A 15678-nucleotide genomic window follows, 5' to 3' on the forward strand; every position below is an offset into this window, starting at 1 on the left:
CATGAGCACTTGTCTGCTCACAGGTATACCCTCGCGGACGATACTGAACTCATCAGCACAAGAAAGAGGTACTCACGCAGTGGCCGAGGGTGCCCGCACACGCAGCCTGACATTCAAACTGTCGATCGCGGCTGCCGTTGCGCTATTCGCTCTGACCGTCGCGTTCGTCGTGATGTGGTCCCAGCGTGAACGCGGCATCCCGGAGGCGCTCGCGCACGTGTACTGCGAAGAAACGGTTCTTCGCGTGATGCAGATTCCCGACGGCGCGCGTTTCTCCGGTATCGGAGCCACGCAAGACGAACCGTTCACGTGGCAGATCAGCGGGCGTGTGCGCGGTGAGGACGCCGCCGGGGAAGATGTTGATTCGGCGTATTACTGCGATGTCCACGGCGATGCCGAAGGCACGATGACAAGCATCACCATCGATATCGATGGTGAGCGATACTTCGATTATCCCTGACGCCGGACCGCTGCGAATCAAGGACATTCGAGAGACGCGTCGCCACTCATCCGGGCATACAACTCATAAGCCACCTCGTTCCATGGGGCACGGAACGACTCTTCTGGCACGCAACCGGTCGACGTTATTCGCATGACCGGGAATACCTCCAGCGTCTCGTGCGAGCCACCGCGATTAAGCCGGTATAGAAACGGTTGCCCGGTGTCGTGCAGCGCCTGCAGGTGGGCTTCCGCGATCGGCCCGACGAGTTCCCAGTACTCATCCGGCGTGAACTGATCCGGCGGAACCGCCTGCGGGCTCGCATCTGAGAAATCGACGTTAACCTGCACCTCAAGCATGTGCTCGTACGCGATCAACCGTAGTAACGCCGCGCCGGAGGGTTCCACCCCAGCGACAGCAGAATCGAAAGTCTCCCACAGCGCAGTGACCTGCGGCCCGGGCAGACCGTGCGACATGAACACGCGCGAGCCCGGTTCTTGCTTGAGGTACCAGGTGTACCCGTCGTCGTGCGCGGCAGGGAGTTCGGCGATCCTGGAGAAGGCAACGAGAGGGTCAGTTTCCTCTGGCAGCATCACCGTGAATCTGGTCCGCGCGGAATTGTCCGGATACTCGGCATGGACGGGCACCCGGAAGACGTCTCTCACTTCACGCCACAAGGGCACTCCGGCCGTCAGGACGGCAGCCGGTGTGTCCAGCGACGCGAGGTGAAATTCTGACTCCGGCGAGCTGCGAAAAAGTGACCGGCCATTCGGCTGACGGATTGTGTACCCGGCCCGGAAGTCCTGCCGAGCCCCATACTCGCCTAGCGTCGCGCCCACTCGGATAACGTCGGTATCGCTCGCTTCTGGGCGCATCGTCACCACAACGGCGACTCGGTCGCCACCGCCGCCCTTGTTCCCATGCACCTTTACGTCTGTTGTCCGCACCCCGGGGAGGGCGGCGCTCGCGATCTCCCGCTCGAATCGTTCAGCGGCCGCAACGGTTTCTGGCGAGGGCCGTGCGCAGCCAGTGACCACCTGAGCAGCGAGCGCAAGGGCGACGAAGAGCAGCAAAGCGGGAAAGCGCTTGGTGCATACCCGCGAGCCGCTCACAGGCGCTAGCTTATCTGCCAGTCCAGCGCGCGCTCGATCATCGCGGTTATCATCACGTCAACTCCACGGGAACGAGACCGGGGACATATGGCGCGCTGCCGGCATGAAGCCCGGTGCGACATTCTCGACTACACCTACACTCCCACGAGTGCCGTCGAATGCGACCTCGCCTGGGGACAGTCACTCTCCGTCGATTTCGAGGAGTCCGGGTTCGTGTGCGCCGGTGACACCGTCTTCGGCTCGTACCCCGTCCTCGACTACGACCACAGGACCCAAATCGGCAAGACGATATGTGCCAGCGAAGCCAGCGGTGTTACCTGCTTTCATAACCTGACGGGCAGCGGGTTCTTCCTGTCCCGCGATGCGTATCGGATCTTCTGAATTGGCAGTTCTAACGCAGAATTCAGGTCGCGGGCTTTAGCGCTCCGGCCACGTCAGGTGCCGTCAGGATGGTGGATAATCAGAAGCCACAGGCGGTGAGGAGCGCCGCACCGAGCACCACAGGCGCTGCGGCAGCGGCGGCAGCACCTGTCAGGCCGGCAGCGGCATGGAACGCTCTGCGACGGCCGCTGACGGGCGCGACGAGTCGTTCCGCCCGCGCGAGGACGCCGTTTCCTCCCGCGCTCATAGTGAATGCCGGCCCGGCCGTCATTGACACCAGGGCTGTCATGAGGAGACCGGGGCCGTGGCTGCGGGCCGCGATGTCGTCCGCACGCATTTCGAGCAATTGACTGACGGCATTCAGCGCGGCAGGAAATAACGGAAGCCATGCACCAGCCCGAGCGAGACTGCTGAGTACCGATAAGAGAGTCTGATGGTGCCCGGACAGGTGAGCGGCTTCATGCGTGAGGACGGCTTGAACTTCGTTGTGGCTGAGTCCTTTGAGCATTCCACTGGTGACCACGATGGTTCCGCCGCGTCCCGCCACGCTATAGGCGGACCGCTGTGGTGACTCCACCACAACGACGTTGCTGCCGAGGCGGGGCGCCGCACTGGACACCAGGCGTAACGCCTGGCAGTGAGTTTTGCGGGCGGCCCGGTCGCGGCAAAACTGCCACGCCGCAGCGATTACCAGCCACGTGATGCCGACCGTCGCCAGCACGCCTAGCGCGCTGTGCAGCAGCAGCGAAAGTCCGTCGTGCGAAACCGCTGCACCTGCAGCCAATCGCGGATAGGCAAGAGCCATCAGCGCAGTGAGCGCCGCCGCCAGCCACACGATCAGCACGCCACCGACCGCCACCAGCCACATTGCAATGCCTATCCGAGGGGAGTGCTCGGTCCGGATTCGCGACAGCGGCCCGGGCAACAACACTGCGCCTGCAAGCCCAGTGATGGCCAGGCAGCCCGCGATCAAAAGCATCAGTGCTCCCGCTCAGTCAGGCGCGTCAGAGCGTCACGTAAAGCCTCGGATTCTTCCTCATTGAATCCTGACACGAAATGCGTGAAAACACCGCGTGTGTCCGGGCTCGAATGCAGTGCTTCACGCATCAATTGCGCGCTGTACTCCTCGCGCGACATAACGGGCCGGTAACTCCAGGCGCGACCTTGCTTGTCCCTCAGCAGCCACCCCTTGGTGTACAAAATGTTCATCACCGTCATCACGGTGGTATAGGCAATGTCCCGGTCAGCTCTTAAGCGCTCCAGCACCTCGCGGACGGTGCACGACTGGTCCCGCGACCACAGCACATTCATGATCGCGGTCTCAAGCTCACCGGTAATACGCACTGTTGCCCTCCACCAGCAGCCTTTGCCGCCCAATTACTAATCGGTTTAGTGGACACAGTAGCGCGCCCAGGCAGGTCCCAGCACGTGCATCAATGACGTCCGGTTACGGGGCATCGTCCGCTACCGGCCCTGAGGGTAGCTCTCCGGCGATGCGGCGAACTTCCCGGCGCATGCGGCCGAGCAGAAGTAATACATCGTCCCATCGTGTCGCAGCCGGTGCGGCGCGTGATCAGTGTCCAAAGTCATCTGACACACCGGATCAAGAACCGATTCGCGGGCTGGGCGGTCTGCCCATTCCGCCTCGAACAACTCAACTGGCACGGGGATATTCCGCAGGCTGCGGGGGCCAAGCGGAGTGAGTGATACACCTGGAATGTCACCTGCTGCGTCAGCTACTGCCTGACTGGCTAGCACCTGCCGCCGCCCAGCGAGCGCGCCGATGCGTGACGCGATATTCACCGTCGACCCGAACCAGTCGCCGTCTCGCGACACGGCGGTGCCGTGATGCATCCCCACCCGCACGTCCGGATATCCATAACCCGAAAGGAGATCGTTGGCGAGCAGCAGGCCGAGGCGGATGGCGGCAGCTGGTTCTGGTACCCGCAGCATGAGCGCATCACCAAGGGTCTTGACCTGTTCAGCCCCGCACTCGGACAACACCGGCGCAGCTGCGCAGACGAACTCGTGCGCAAGGTCAGCGGCTGACTCATCGCCGTGCGCTTCAGTCAGCGCGGTGAACCCGGCCAGATCGGCGAAGATGAACGTGCCCTCCGCTCTGAACAGCGGCTCCGCACCATCGCATCCCGTCGCCACCCCGTCAGCTTAAGCCGGGCCCTTCAGCCTTGCACTTGCATTTACACCCCCACGAGTCCTCAGCACTCGCGTTATTACTAATGTACTTAGTAGCATTGAACAGACGTGCCGGACACGAAAGTGTCCTTACCCGATAGGAGTCTGAGGTGAAAAGAACTGTCGCAGCAGCTGCCGCAGCTGTCGCCGTGCTGATCGGTACCGCCGCGTGCGGCGACGACGGTGCAGTGGATCCTGACACTACCGCCGCCCCGCCCGCCGCTGAAGACGTCGTAACAGGTGAAGTCAGCCCGACAGATGTCTGGTTCGCGCAGATGATGATTCCGCACCATGACCAGGCCATCGAGATGAGTGACATGCTTCTGGCGAAGGACGGGATCGACGACCGGGTGCTTGCGCTGGCCGAGGACATCAAGGCGGCCCAGACACCAGAGGTCGAACAACTGTCGGAGTGGCTCTCCGCCTGGGGCGAGGATGTTCCCCCGACTGGTATGCCGATGCAACCTGGCAACGGGATGCGCATGCCCGGGCACGAGATGGCCGCAGATGATATGCACGCAGGCCCCGGAGGTATGGGAATGATGTCAGCAGAAGACATGCAGGCCCTCGCTGATGCCGAGGGCGATGACGCGGCGCGGCTATTTCTGGAGCACATGATTGTGCACCACGAAGGTGCCGTCATGATGGCCCAGCGCGAGGTCGATGAGGGTACCCATCCCGGCGCGACGGAAATGGCCAACACCATCATCGAAACCCAGCAGCAGGAGATCACCGAGATGCGGCAGCTACTCGACGAGCTGTGAACGGCACCCAGGCAGGCACCTGGGCCGCCAGGCAAGCGGGCCAATGCGGTGATCTCGTTCGCGACCGTGGCAGGCGCACAGGTGCGCTGCGGCTGGGGCCGGCTTACCGCCGACCGTGTCATTGCCGGTCATGACCGGACGCGTGCGTTGAACCACCGCGGCGGTGCATGCCCATCATCGCGAACATCATGATGGCGCACACCGCCGCGATGGCGAGGAAGCCCGAATCTAGGGTGCCCGTCCACACCAGCACACCGACAATCAGCACAATTGGGGCGCAGCAGGCAATCATCAGCCATCGGTGCCCATGATTGTGAACCGGGACTGATTCAGGAGTACTTTGCTGTGGCGCAGTCATTGGGGAATCCCCTTCTGTGATGTGACGTGCACGCGACTGTGAATCAGACGTCCAGTTTCGCGCGCTTGAGCAGCATCGAATTGCCGATCACCGACAGCGAACTGGTTGTCATGGCGATGACACCGATCATGGGGTGCAGCAAGCCGATGGCGGCAATTGGTATAGCCGCACCGTTGTAGAACCAGGCCCAGAACAAGTTCTGAACAATCTTGCTGAACGTTGCGCGTGAAAGCCGGATCGCTGCGACTGCCTTAGTAAGTTCACCGCTGACGAGCGTGACGTCGGCTGCTTCGATCGCGACGTCGGCACCTGCACCGATGGCGATACCCACGTTCGCTTGTTTGAGCGCGGGGGCGTCGTTGATACCGTCACCGATCATGGTGACGTGGGGGCCGAAACGGTCCTGCAGTGCGCGGATCTCATCGACCTTGCCTTCGGGCAGCACTCCCGCATGAACCTCGTCGATGCCCACCGCGTCTGCGACTGCGCGGGCCGCGCGTTCGTTGTCGCCGGTCAGCATAACGACGCGCAGACCCAGTGAGTGCAGCGCTGCGACGGCCTTGCGCGAGTCCGGTTTGATGGCGTCGGCGACCGCGATGAGACCGATCGCGTTCCCGCCGGCCGCGACAGTGACAACGGTGCGGCCCTGGCGCTCCAACTCCGCGAGTGCAGTATCGAGCGCGTCGAGTCCCGCAACACCGGTCTCTTGCAGCAAGCGGCGGTTTCCGATCAGAATCTTCCTGCCGCTGACGATGCCCTGCACGCCACGAGCCTTGACGGACCGGAATTCGCCCACCTCGCCAACCCGGATACCGCGCTTCCGCGCTCCGTCGGCAATCGCCTTCGCGAGCGGATGTTCCGAAGCGTTCTCAACAGCGGCGGCAAGCTCAAGCACCAGGGACTCGTCCATCCCGGGCGCAGCAACGACGTCGGTGAGTTCTGGCTCTCCGAGCGTGATCGTTCCCGTCTTGTCAAGTACAACGACCTTGATGTCTTTGAGGGTCTGTATGGCCTCACCCGAGCGGATCAACACGCCGTGCGCCGCGCCGAGTCCGGACCCGACCATCAGCGCGGTGGGAGTAGCCAGACCCAGCGCGCAGGGGCACGCGATGACGAGCACGGCCACCGCGGCCAAAATCGCGATCACCGGCACGGGAAGGTCTGGATTAACCCAGGGCAGGAACCCTGCGCCCCACTCGAGGATCGGCCGGAGGGATTCCCCGAAAATCAGCCATACAGCCAAACTGCCGAGCGAGATCGCGATAACTGCTGGCACAAACTTGGCGGTCAGACGATCGGCGAACTCCTGGATCGGCACCTTAGAGCCTTGCGCTTCCTCCACGAGCCGAATGACTTGCGAGAGGAACGTTTCGGCGCCAACACGGGTCGCCCGCACGATCAAGCGACCCTCCTTGTTGATCGTGGCGCCTAGCACGAGATCTCCGCGCTGCTTAGCAATGGGGAGGGATTCGCCCGTCGCGATAGATTCGTCGACGTGACTGTCACCGTCGATCACTTCCCCGTCAGTCGGGATTTTCTCCCCGGGGCGCACGACCATCACGTCACCGACGGCCAAGTCCGCAATGGGGACCTCCACCTCGCTGCCGTCGCGAAGGACTCGGGCGGTCTTCGCCCCAAGCGTCAGCAGCCGCTTGATCGCTTGCGAGGCACGGCCTTTCGCACGGGTCTCCAAGTATCGGCCGATGAGATGGAACGTCATGATAGTCGCGGCCATCTCGGTGAACGACGTCATCGGATAGAAGAAGCCCACTAGTCCTATCAGGTAGGGCGGCAGGCTGCCCAGCGAGATGAGCACATCCATATTGGCGGTGCGGTTGGTGAGCGATCGCCACGCGGAGCGATGCGTGACAAAGCCGCCGTAGAGGAAGACCACCGGGAACGCCAGCACAGAGATGATGGCGAGGTAGCCCGGGACCGGCTCCCAGAACATGTGTACCGCCATGAGCACCATGATGAGAGTGGCCGGAACCGCCGCGATCCACACGCGTTTCGCAGCAATCGCGAGATACTCCTGATCCCGGTCAACTTCCTGCGGTGCGACTGCACCTGCAGTGTCACCCCCGGCCTCGCCTTCGGCAACGTCGTAGCCCGCTCGCTCCACCGCAGCACGCAGGACGTCGAGAGCCGCAGCACCCGGGCCGTCTCTCACTGTGACCCGAACGCTGTGGCTAGCGATACTCGTGTGGATTTCCTCGACACCAGGGACACGCCGCAGCGACGTCGTGACGATTCCCGCGCAATGGTCAGAACCCATGCCGGGCACAATCAGTCGATAGCTGACCTGGCCGCGAATGTCCGGTGCGGTTTCAGTCATGATGTTCCCTCCTGGCTCAGATGACGCGGCTGTCACGCCAGTTCTGAGACACCTACTTTTGACGAGCGTTCCCTCCGTCCGAAGTTGGGGGTTAGGGCCGAAAGTCCCTTCTCGGTGGGTCAGCAGGCCTTTGCCGTCGGCCGTTGGGGACTTTCGGCCCCAGAGATGGAGGAGTCTCTCGACGCTGTATCAGCTACGACATTGCGCGCATGCTCACGGGAAAAGGCACTACGCCGTGAACTACTCGTCGGCACACTGACATGGAGCTTCGCGGCGCGGGGCAACACCCGCTGGGACTACAGCCGGGCGCACACGCAGCAGATGATGGCTGGGCCGATGGGTGCCATGGGTGCGATTGTCCAGGGGACGGGGCCGGTTGAGACCCCGGATGAAGCCATCGCCAGCGCAGAGCAGCTTGCGGCCAGGTGGGGGCTGGGCATCGGCGAGGTAATGGAGTTCGGCAACCACTTCTACATCGAACTCGTTGACTAGGGCGGGGGCAGCGCAACCGAGGTGATCTTCGACCGGACAACTGGTGATGTGCATCTCGAGTGGGGCCCAGCGATGATGTGGAATACCGCATACGGGATGATGCCGACCGATACGCGACCGGCAAAGCCGGTGATCGATACGCAAAAGCTCGCACACTAGCGGACGAGTGGCTTAAGCAATTCAGGCCAGAACTTCGGACAGGACAAGTCCACGCATTTCCCGGGTACTACACCTTCCACACGATGCGTGACGGCGCGATCGCCGGAACGCTCTCCGTACATTAACCGTAGCGGCCAGGTGTGGTATCACACCTGGCACGGAGAGTTTAACCAATCAGCCGGTCACCCTGAGTAGCTGATCGCCTGAATCAGCCACTGGAAGGGCGTGCTTCGCGATCGCGGGAAGGAACGTCGCGGAAGCAACTCAGTGGCGGCGCAATATACCTTCCAGTTTCGAAAGCACTTCGCGCCAGCCTCGCTCCATCACATTTCGCTGCATTCGCTGTCGCTTTTCTGCGACGTCAAAGCCGCTGTTGACGAGCAGCAGCCGGGTGCCGTGCCCCTGTGGCTGTATCGCCCAGCTCACTTTCCATCGGGACGGCGATGGGCCGCGCATGTCCGTCCAGCTCCAGGTCATCGCTTGCCCCGGCAGAACCTGAAGAATTTCGCACGCGATCTCGGCCGGAGGATCTGATGGCAGCAGAAAGATGAATGCGGTTCCCGCTTGCAGAGAGTCGAACCCGACCGAGGGAAGCAACCACTGCTCAAGCAGGGTTGAGTCTGTGAGCGCTCGCCACACAACCTCGGGTGGCTGCTGGTAGAACATTCCCAGTTCAACTCTGGACGGATCGAGGTGCGGATCGATCGCCACCTTCGACCTCCCTGGGCAAAACGACATTGAGCGATCTGAGGTCAGATTACTCTGCCGGTCCTTGTACCGCCGGATGAGTTGAGCCGCCCGCGGTCACCTAATGCTCGAGTTGCAGAGCAGGTGGCGGCCGCCGGACACACAGCACGGCGAAAACTGGCGTCCCGAAGCGGGGAGAAATCTGGCCGAAGATACGTGAAGGCAGAACACCGTCACGACTCATTGAATTGAGAAATCTGGAGACCGGGGCCTGGTAAGTGAGGGCGGAGCCGAAGGCACCGGCGATTGCGTCGGCGAAGTCGTGGGACGGATACACGCCGCGCCTGAAACGTGCGCAGTTTGGCCGTCCAACCTGGCACCGCGCCGCAGCATTCGTGGCATGACCAGCCACAACGACGGTTTGGCCGAGCGTGCGGCGAAGTGTGGGTAGCTTCCGCACGTAATCCGCGTCGAGGACACGTCGACCAGCCAAGAGGCGGCGCCCACGCCTGACCCCGAAGGCGGCCGGGACACAAACCGGGATTTCATCACCCGATACAGCTAGAAGACACTTCAAACAATTGGCGTCCTCCGGAATCACCACCTGGACACGAAAGACTGCTTGTGCCGCGGAGCTTCTCGTGCGATCCTCGATAACTATGACTACAGGAAAGGCGGCTACCGCCACCGTCCGGTGAGCGCGATGCCGATCTCATCAGCGGTTCCACACCGCGCCCTATCCCACAAAGTCACCGATCCCCACGCCCTGGCCGATGCGGCAGATGCCCGGCGCGACTATTGGCTTGAGCACGGACTGTGCACGACACCTTCCGATCGGCCCTCCGCCGAGGAGACTGTCGCAGAGCTCTACGAAAGAGCCGGGTTCACAGCACCGAGATTCGTGTGGGCGCCTTCTCCCCCGGCGGCACATCGGTTGATCAACGATGCAGGCCTATCGGTCCCGCCGCTGACCTACGGAGCGCCTCCCCACCCTTCGGAGGGGATCGCCGCAATGTGGGCCAAGTCCCGTGCCCGAATGGACGCACGGATACACCGACTGCCGGGGCCGAGCTCGAGAATCATTGGGCCAGCGTGCAATTCATTGCGAACCTCACTGTACGACGGTGTCGCGACGGCGATACGCGGGCTGCTGCCGCGCTCACCTCTCGGCGTCACCTGGTACGGGCAACAGGAAGCTCATCGGGTCGCGTACTACGACACGTTCCGGCACTTCGGGCTCGTGGACTACCAGGCGCGCGACGACGACCTCCTCGATCTTCACGCCACGCTGGTAGGCGCGACGGGGTGGTGGTGGGCGTTCGATGGTGTCTGCGTAATGTCCGAACGACCCACCGCACTACACACGGAACCCACGCCCAGCGGCAACAACAATCAACGTCGGCTACACCATCCGGACCGGCCAGCACTCGAGTTCACGGACCGCAGTCACACGTTCGTGCTGCACGGCACCATCGTTCCCGATTGGGTCGTTCTCGATCCCACCGCCGAACGGATCAACAGTGAGCGCAATATCGAGGTCCGCCGCTGCGCGATCGAGCGGATCGGTTGGGACCGGTACATCGACATGGCTGGCCTTGCGCTCGTGGATCGCGCCGACGACCCAGGCAACCCCGGGTGCACGCTGGGGCTCTACTCAACCCCAGCTGGCTGGGGGCGACCGGGCCTAATCCTGCTGGTCGTCAACGGTTCCGTCGAACGCGACGGCCAGCGCCGCCGCTACGGCATTCGCGTCCCCCACTGGGTTCCCTCCGCGCTGGACGCCGCTGGCTGGACCTACGGCATCAGCGGTACCGACTATGCACAACTCGTTCGCCGAACCTGAAAACCTCCAAGGTGATATTCCATGCATGCTGAACTCACACTGTCCGACCTCACTGCACTCAGTGGCCTGGATGTACTCGACCACCTCGACCGCGAAGTTACTGTCCCGGTGACAAGCGGTCTCCAGGCGCAAGGCGATCTCATTGTCATCCCCTACGCCGTGGTCAGTGCCGCCATCCAGCCTGCGCCCTGGGCACGCTCCATCGCAGTGCCACGATCGGGAATCGAGTTGTTGCGGAGCGCCGCCGGCGGCAACCCGCACTGCCTCGTTGCCGATGAAGGTACCTGCATATGGACGACATCCGTCCAAGACACCATGCGTCTCGCCCTGGGCATCATCGAGACCACCGGGATCGCGTATCTTCTTCACCCCGAGCACGGGGCGACAGGGATCGCTCCAGGGTGCTACGTCGTTCGCCGACAGCGCGAGCGCGGCGCCGGACGACTCGGGCCGCCGCTACTTGTGGCCGATTGACCCGGACACTGTTGGCGGGCGGTCCCGTTCGACCATGAACACCCGCACTGTCAACAGCAGCACTACCAGACCCAGCGACGCCTGCACGACGGTTGACGTCGCCGCAGCCGACGCGTACTCGTGAATTCCAACAGCGTCTCGGACTACTGATGAACCCGTGAGGACCCCAGCGACTGCGGTTACCGCGCGGCTGACCCAAGCGACGCGCTGACGAGATCGCACACCCAGCACGAACAGTGCCGCCCCAAGGAACGTCAGGTACCCCCAGCGACTGGCAGCGCGCTCGGCGCTGCCAGTATCGCGACAAGCGCAACAAGCCCGTACCCGACGTGACGTCGCCTGCCGCCCCGCGGCGCGCTGCGCGTAGCCGCGCGATCCACAGCCCGACAAGAGGGACCGCCACCGCGTCGCCATCGTCGCATGCCCGTAGGCCGCAGTAGTGACAGAGACGAGCACAATTCCGGCACCGTGGCAAGCGGCGCAACCGCAGCCTGGCGCAAGCAGCGCTTAGGACGTCCTCGTACTCACAACAGCGAAATCCCAGTGGCAGTCACAGGAGCGATGATTTCGATACCGTTGCTGTACCAGTAGTTTTACTGTTGTTGTGTGCGGACTTCAGCGCGGTTTCCAGAGATCGACCACAGAACCGGGCACTACGAGAGCTTCTATCTGAAGGCGACTGAGCCCAGTGGCGGGAGAGGCGTGTGGATTCGCTACACGGTCCACAAACGCCCGAATGCCGACCCCACCTGCTCACTGTGGTTCACCCTCTTCGCCCCAGACGCACCCCAGGCAACAAAGGTCACATTCGACGCGACGTCCTTGACCACGCCGCAAGGCTCCTACATACGCATAGCGGAGGCGGAGATCGCGCCGGGACGGGCCTATGGCTCCATCAGCAGCGAGGCGCTGAATGCGAACTGGGATTTGACATTCAGTGACCGCCACCAGGTGCTGCGCCACTTGCCGGCCGACTGGATGTACACGGGACCGCTGCCTCGCACAAAGCTCCTCAGTCCGCACCCGGGCGTGCTGTGGTCTGGCCGGCTCACAGTCGACAACGAGCGCATCGACCTGCGTGACTGGCCAGGAATGGTCGGCCACAACTGGGGACGGGAACACGCAGAACGGTGGATATGGCTCCACGCACCGCTGCGCGACGGCGGATATCTCGACATCGGCGCCGGGCGCATCAAGCTGGGGCCCCTGACCACGCCCTGGGTCGCGAACGGGATGCTCGTTCTCGATGGCGCGGCGCACCGGCTCGGTGGGTTACCTGGTGTCCCGCGCACGCATATCGACGAGTTGCCGGATCAATGCAATTTTGTACTCCCCAGCAAAGAGGTCGCTGTCCGTGGAAGAGTCAGTGCGCCGCGCGAGCGATACGTCGGATGGGTCTATGCCGACCCTGACGGGGGCGAGCACAATACCGTGAACTGCTCGATCGCCGACCTTGACCTTGAAATTGACCGGCCTGGAGAAACTCCTCAGCGGATGCACGTATCTGGTTCCGCCACATACGAACTCGGTATGCGCGAGACTGATCATGGCATCCCAATGCAGCCGTTCCCGGACGGCTAGGCAGACTGGGCAACCTACCTCGCAGAGCATGCCCGCCGTCGAGAGATTCAGCGCAGGTTCGGCAATCGCCGGGACGTGATCTCTCGCGCCTCCTCGCTGGGAAGGCCGAACATTCGCAGCATGTTTCTGGCCACTTCGTCGGCAGCCTGGTCGATTTGCACGGCCGAGCGGCCTTCCATGATGTGCAGGGCACCCAGTATCGCGCCTCCGGTGCAGGCGAGGGCGACAACCGGATCTTCGACGTCGAAGCGACCAGCTTCTAAGGCGCGCTGAATGTCGCGCAGCGCGCGCGGAGCCAACCCAGTGCTCGACTGCAGGTAAGCAGGCCCCGTGTTGGTGATGATCTGCGCGAGCTGCTGATGCGTGCGAAAGAGCCGGACCGTGAGCCGGACACCCGCGGCGAACACTTCGGCTGGGTCTTCGATGCCCTGGGTGACCTGGTCGACCAGCGCACCGTGCTCTTCGAGCGTTTGCGCTACTGCCGCGTCAAACAGCTCGTCCTTCGAGGTGAAGTGATTGTAGAAGGATCCAAAACCGACATCAGCGAGATCAGTGATCTCCTGGATGCTCGCTTCCGTCCCGCCGTGGCGGGCTAGCAACGTGCGGGCGGCCGCGATCAAGGCGGCCCGCGTCCGCGCCTTGCGCCGCTCGAGTCGGTTCACGGCTACTGGCTCAGTCATGCACGCCAAGATAACACAAAACTGATCTGTTCATCAGTTATGACGGTTGTTGACAACCATGGTTCTCGTAACTGATGCTTTCATCAGTACCGTGGAAGGAATCGGATATGACCACACCAACCAAGGACGTCCACGATGGTCTGCACAGCGAGCAGGGCGCCGTGCGTGGAGACCGCGCGCACAAGGCCAAGAACCCGGTAATCAAGGTTGAAGATCTGGCGTGGCTGGAGTTCGAGAAGCCCGATCTCGACGCGGCGGAACGGTTCGCGCACGACTTTGGCTTCGTCACCGCCGCCCGCACCACGGACGCGCTCTATCTGCGCGGTGCACTCGCGGGCACCCATTGTGTCGTCATCCGGCAGGGCGAGAAGTCGCGGTTCATCGGCCCCGCCTTTAGGGCTGCTGATATCGCTGACGTGCACAGGCTCGCCCGGGCGGCGAATACGTCGGCCTATCACCTGCCCGGCCACGGCGGTGGGATCGGTGTTGACCTGGTCGATCCCGGTGGAGTCCCGCTGCGCGTTGTCGCCGGTGCCGAGGAACTCCCCGAGCTTCCGATCCTCCAGCGGAAGCTCATCTTCAACACCAACGGTGAACTGAACCGCGTCAACGCCACTCAGCGGCCGCCGCGTGAACCGGCGCGGGTCGAGCGACTGGGCCACGTCGTGCTCGAATCCACGAACTTCAACAAGGCACTCGACTGGTACCAGCAGCACCTGGGTCTGATCGTCAGCGACTTCCTGTACTTTCCCGGTCAGCGTGACCAAGGGCCCACGATGGCGTTCATCCGCTGCGACCGCGGCAGCACCCCGGCCGACCACCACACCCTCGCGATGACGCTCGGCCCCGGCCGCAAGTACATCCACTCCGCGTTCCAGGTCGCCGACCTCGATGCACTCGCCGCGGGCAGTGAGTACCTGAAGGAAAACCGCTACAAGCATTCATGGGGCATCGGGCGCCACATCCAGGGCAGTCAATTGTTCGACTACTGGCGCGACCCGGATGGTTTCCTTGTCGAGCACTTCACCGACGGCGACATGTTCGACAACACCGTCGAGGCGGGCTGGGCCGAGATGTCGGCCAGCGGGCTCTCGCAGTGGGGACCTGCCGTCACCCGTGACTTCCTCGAAGCGAATCCATCGCCGCATTTCATCAAGCAAGTGGTATCGGCACTCGCCGACCGCGACAACGAGTTCACCTCCCGGCGCCTGCTGGGCCTAGCGAAAGTAGCCCTGAAATGAGCATCAATCTAATCCGCCACAGCGACGGCTGGGGTGTCGTCCGCGGCACCGACATAATTTCTCTGCCCGGCACCTACGAGACCACTGCAGAAGTCCTCACCGAGGGGGTCAAGGCCGCCCGCGAGTCGCTGGCCAAACCCGAGGCCAAAGGGATTCCGCTCAGGGACGTCACACCGTTGAACCCGCTGCCTAACGCGCGGGTGCACTGCCAGGGCGCGAACTACCGGTCGCACATGATCGAGTCCGGCATGGACCCGAACCGGGCGTTCAACATGCTGTTCACCAAATCAACCGCCTCAATGTGCGGCGCCGATGACGACATCGTCACCCCGCCCCACGTGCAATTGCTGGACTACGAAGTCGAACTCGGGATCGTTGTCGGTAAGCCGATCACGGAACCGGTGACCGTAACCCCGCAGAACCTGGCCGAATACGTCGGCGCCTTCGTGGTCGCTAACGATGTCAGCGCCAGGGACATCCAATTGCCGCAAGGACAGTGGTACAAGGGCAAGAGCTACCGCACCTTCTGCCCGGTCGGTCCGCACCTGTGCGTACCGGAGAACGCTGCAGAGGTCGCCCGTTGGTCAGATCTGCGTCTGACTCTCTCAGTGAACGAAAGCAAACGGCAGGACTCGCTCGCCGGCGACATGGTCTTCCAGCCAGCCGACACCCTCACCGAGTTCTCCCAGCTTGAGAACTTTGAGGTTGGTGACGTTATCCTCACCGGCACGCCGGGTGGTGTCGCCCTGCAGCCGCCGAAAGCAATCGCACAGAAGGTCGGTGGCCTGCTCCCTGAAAGCACTAAATGGCAGCTCTTCATCAAAGGCCAAGCCAAAAGCAGCGCGTACCTCAAGCCCGGTGACCGGGTCGTCACGTCGATTCGCACCGACGACGGCGCGCTCGACCTCGGAACTCAGCACAACACGATTCGGTAGGCGA

The 15678-nt window shown here is 62.8% G+C and carries 19 protein-coding genes; 10 read left to right on the plus strand and 9 right to left on the minus strand.

Annotated elements, in window-relative coordinates:
- Nucleotides 1-79 precede the first annotated feature (79 nt).
- Together ONR57_RS01430 and ONR57_RS01440 are read left to right on the plus strand one after the other, a co-directional pair.
- On the plus strand, nt 80-460 hold the full coding sequence (locus ONR57_RS01430; RefSeq protein ID WP_265121069.1) for a hypothetical protein: 381 nt from the start codon (nt 80-82) through the stop codon (nt 458-460).
- A gap of 1178 nt (nt 461-1638) precedes the next feature.
- Nucleotides 1639-1932, plus strand: coding sequence for a DUF6636 domain-containing protein (locus tag ONR57_RS01440; protein ID WP_265121072.1), 294 nt, complete (start codon nt 1639-1641; stop codon nt 1930-1932).
- 79 nt (nt 1933-2011) lie between these two features.
- Here the strand turns inward: ONR57_RS01440 and ONR57_RS01445 are convergent, their stop codons facing one another.
- The 3 genes from ONR57_RS01445 to ONR57_RS01455 form a co-directional block, all read right to left on the minus strand.
- On the minus strand, nt 2012-2911 hold the full coding sequence (locus tag ONR57_RS01445) for a M56 family metallopeptidase (RefSeq protein WP_265121073.1): 900 nt from the start codon (nt 2909-2911) through the stop codon (nt 2012-2014).
- Entirely contained in the window at nt 2911-3276 is a 366-nt protein-coding gene (locus ONR57_RS01450; protein WP_265121074.1) for a BlaI/MecI/CopY family transcriptional regulator, read from the minus strand. The genes ONR57_RS01445 and ONR57_RS01450 overlap by 1 nt, the downstream gene beginning before the upstream one ends.
- 120 nt (nt 3277-3396) lie before the next feature.
- Nucleotides 3397-4089, minus strand: a complete 693-nt coding sequence (locus ONR57_RS01455) for a YHS domain-containing protein (protein ID WP_265121075.1) — start codon at nt 4087-4089, stop codon at nt 3397-3399.
- A 146-nt stretch (nt 4090-4235) separates the two neighbouring features.
- Between ONR57_RS01455 and ONR57_RS01460 the strand changes: the two genes are divergently transcribed.
- The gene (locus ONR57_RS01460; RefSeq protein ID WP_265121076.1) at nt 4236-4889 is read left to right on the plus strand and encodes a DUF305 domain-containing protein; all 654 of its coding nucleotides are present in this window, start codon (nt 4236-4238) and stop codon (nt 4887-4889) included.
- A 118-nt stretch (nt 4890-5007) separates the two neighbouring features.
- Here the strand turns inward: ONR57_RS01460 and ONR57_RS01465 are convergent, their stop codons facing one another.
- Together ONR57_RS01465 and ONR57_RS01470 are read right to left on the minus strand one after the other, a co-directional pair.
- Nucleotides 5008-5247, minus strand: a complete 240-nt coding sequence (locus tag ONR57_RS01465; protein WP_265121077.1) for a hypothetical protein — start codon at nt 5245-5247, stop codon at nt 5008-5010.
- Nucleotides 5248-5290: 43 nt separating this feature from the next.
- The gene (locus tag ONR57_RS01470) at nt 5291-7582 is read right to left on the minus strand and encodes a cation-translocating P-type ATPase (RefSeq protein ID WP_265121078.1); all 2292 of its coding nucleotides are present in this window, start codon (nt 7580-7582) and stop codon (nt 5291-5293) included.
- Between the two features lie 165 nt (nt 7583-7747).
- Here ONR57_RS01470 and ONR57_RS01475 point away from each other — a divergent pair, with 165 nt between their 5' ends.
- On the plus strand, nt 7748-8074 hold the full coding sequence (locus tag ONR57_RS01475) for a hypothetical protein (protein WP_265121079.1): 327 nt from the start codon (nt 7748-7750) through the stop codon (nt 8072-8074).
- 59 nt (nt 8075-8133) lie between these two features.
- The gene (locus tag ONR57_RS01480; RefSeq protein ID WP_265121080.1) at nt 8134-8358 is read left to right on the plus strand and encodes a hypothetical protein; all 225 of its coding nucleotides are present in this window, start codon (nt 8134-8136) and stop codon (nt 8356-8358) included.
- A gap of 139 nt (nt 8359-8497) precedes the next feature.
- Here ONR57_RS01480 and ONR57_RS01485 read toward each other — a convergent pair whose 3' ends face one another.
- Together ONR57_RS01485 and ONR57_RS23260 are read right to left on the minus strand one after the other, a co-directional pair.
- Nucleotides 8498-8944 carry an SRPBCC domain-containing protein gene (locus ONR57_RS01485; protein WP_265121081.1) on the minus strand — a complete coding sequence of 149 codons (447 nt, stop codon included), beginning with the start codon at nt 8942-8944 and terminating at the stop codon, nt 8498-8500.
- A 97-nt stretch (nt 8945-9041) separates the two neighbouring features.
- Nucleotides 9042-9413 (minus strand): amino acid permease, encoded by a 372-nt coding sequence (locus tag ONR57_RS23260; RefSeq protein ID WP_308198632.1) that lies wholly within the window; start codon nt 9411-9413, stop codon nt 9042-9044.
- Nucleotides 9414-9614: 201 nt separating this feature from the next.
- Here ONR57_RS23260 and ONR57_RS23470 point away from each other — a divergent pair, with 201 nt between their 5' ends.
- The gene (locus ONR57_RS23470) at nt 9615-10763 is read left to right on the plus strand and encodes a DUF6745 domain-containing protein (RefSeq protein WP_374116384.1); all 1149 of its coding nucleotides are present in this window, start codon (nt 9615-9617) and stop codon (nt 10761-10763) included.
- A gap of 21 nt (nt 10764-10784) precedes the next feature.
- Nucleotides 10785-11237 (plus strand): hypothetical protein, encoded by a 453-nt coding sequence (locus ONR57_RS01500; RefSeq protein WP_265121083.1) that lies wholly within the window; start codon nt 10785-10787, stop codon nt 11235-11237.
- Here the strand turns inward: ONR57_RS01500 and ONR57_RS01505 are convergent.
- Nucleotides 11220-11693, minus strand: coding sequence for a hypothetical protein (locus tag ONR57_RS01505; RefSeq protein ID WP_265121084.1), 474 nt, complete (start codon nt 11691-11693; stop codon nt 11220-11222). The genes ONR57_RS01500 and ONR57_RS01505 overlap by 18 nt on opposite strands.
- Before the next feature lie 150 nt (nt 11694-11843).
- Here ONR57_RS01505 and ONR57_RS01510 point away from each other — a divergent pair, with 150 nt between their 5' ends.
- Nucleotides 11844-12818: a hypothetical protein gene (locus ONR57_RS01510; RefSeq protein ID WP_265121085.1), complete on the plus strand. Its 975-nt coding sequence runs from the start codon at nt 11844-11846 to the stop codon at nt 12816-12818.
- Between the two features lie 47 nt (nt 12819-12865).
- Here ONR57_RS01510 and ONR57_RS01515 read toward each other — a convergent pair whose 3' ends face one another.
- Nucleotides 12866-13498: a TetR/AcrR family transcriptional regulator gene (locus tag ONR57_RS01515; RefSeq protein ID WP_265121086.1), complete on the minus strand. Its 633-nt coding sequence runs from the start codon at nt 13496-13498 to the stop codon at nt 12866-12868.
- A gap of 107 nt (nt 13499-13605) precedes the next feature.
- Between ONR57_RS01515 and ONR57_RS01520 the strand changes: the two genes are divergently transcribed.
- Nucleotides 13606-14739: a VOC family protein gene (locus ONR57_RS01520; protein WP_265121088.1), complete on the plus strand. Its 1134-nt coding sequence runs from the start codon at nt 13606-13608 to the stop codon at nt 14737-14739.
- On the plus strand, nt 14736-15674 hold the full coding sequence (locus tag ONR57_RS01525; RefSeq protein ID WP_265121090.1) for a fumarylacetoacetate hydrolase family protein: 939 nt from the start codon (nt 14736-14738) through the stop codon (nt 15672-15674). Before ONR57_RS01520 ends, ONR57_RS01525 begins: the two co-directional genes overlap by 4 nt.
- The last annotated feature ends 4 nt before the right edge of the window (nt 15675-15678 follow it).

This window comes from Hoyosella sp. YIM 151337 (assembly GCF_026041215.1).
GTDB lineage: Bacteria > Actinomycetota > Actinomycetes > Mycobacteriales > Mycobacteriaceae > Hoyosella.

Coding starts and splice junctions, on each gene's coding strand:
- ONR57_RS01440 (WP_265121072.1), top strand. CDS start 1,639: ATGGCGCGCTGCCGGCATGAAGCCCGGTGCGACATTCTCGACTACACC.
- ONR57_RS01445 (WP_265121073.1), bottom strand. CDS start 2,911: ATGCTTTTGATCGCGGGCTGCCTGGCCATCACTGGGCTTGCAGGCGCA.
- ONR57_RS01465 (WP_265121077.1), bottom strand. CDS start 5,247: ATGACTGCGCCACAGCAAAGTACTCCTGAATCAGTCCCGGTTCACAAT.
- ONR57_RS01470 (WP_265121078.1), bottom strand. CDS start 7,582: ATGACTGAAACCGCACCGGACATTCGCGGCCAGGTCAGCTATCGACTG.
- ONR57_RS01475 (WP_265121079.1), top strand. CDS start 7,748: ATGGAGGAGTCTCTCGACGCTGTATCAGCTACGACATTGCGCGCATGC.
- ONR57_RS01500 (WP_265121083.1), top strand. CDS start 10,785: ATGCATGCTGAACTCACACTGTCCGACCTCACTGCACTCAGTGGCCTG.
- ONR57_RS01515 (WP_265121086.1), bottom strand. CDS start 13,498: ATGACTGAGCCAGTAGCCGTGAACCGACTCGAGCGGCGCAAGGCGCGG.
- ONR57_RS01520 (WP_265121088.1), top strand. CDS start 13,606: ATGACCACACCAACCAAGGACGTCCACGATGGTCTGCACAGCGAGCAG.
- ONR57_RS01525 (WP_265121090.1), top strand. CDS start 14,736: ATGAGCATCAATCTAATCCGCCACAGCGACGGCTGGGGTGTCGTCCGC.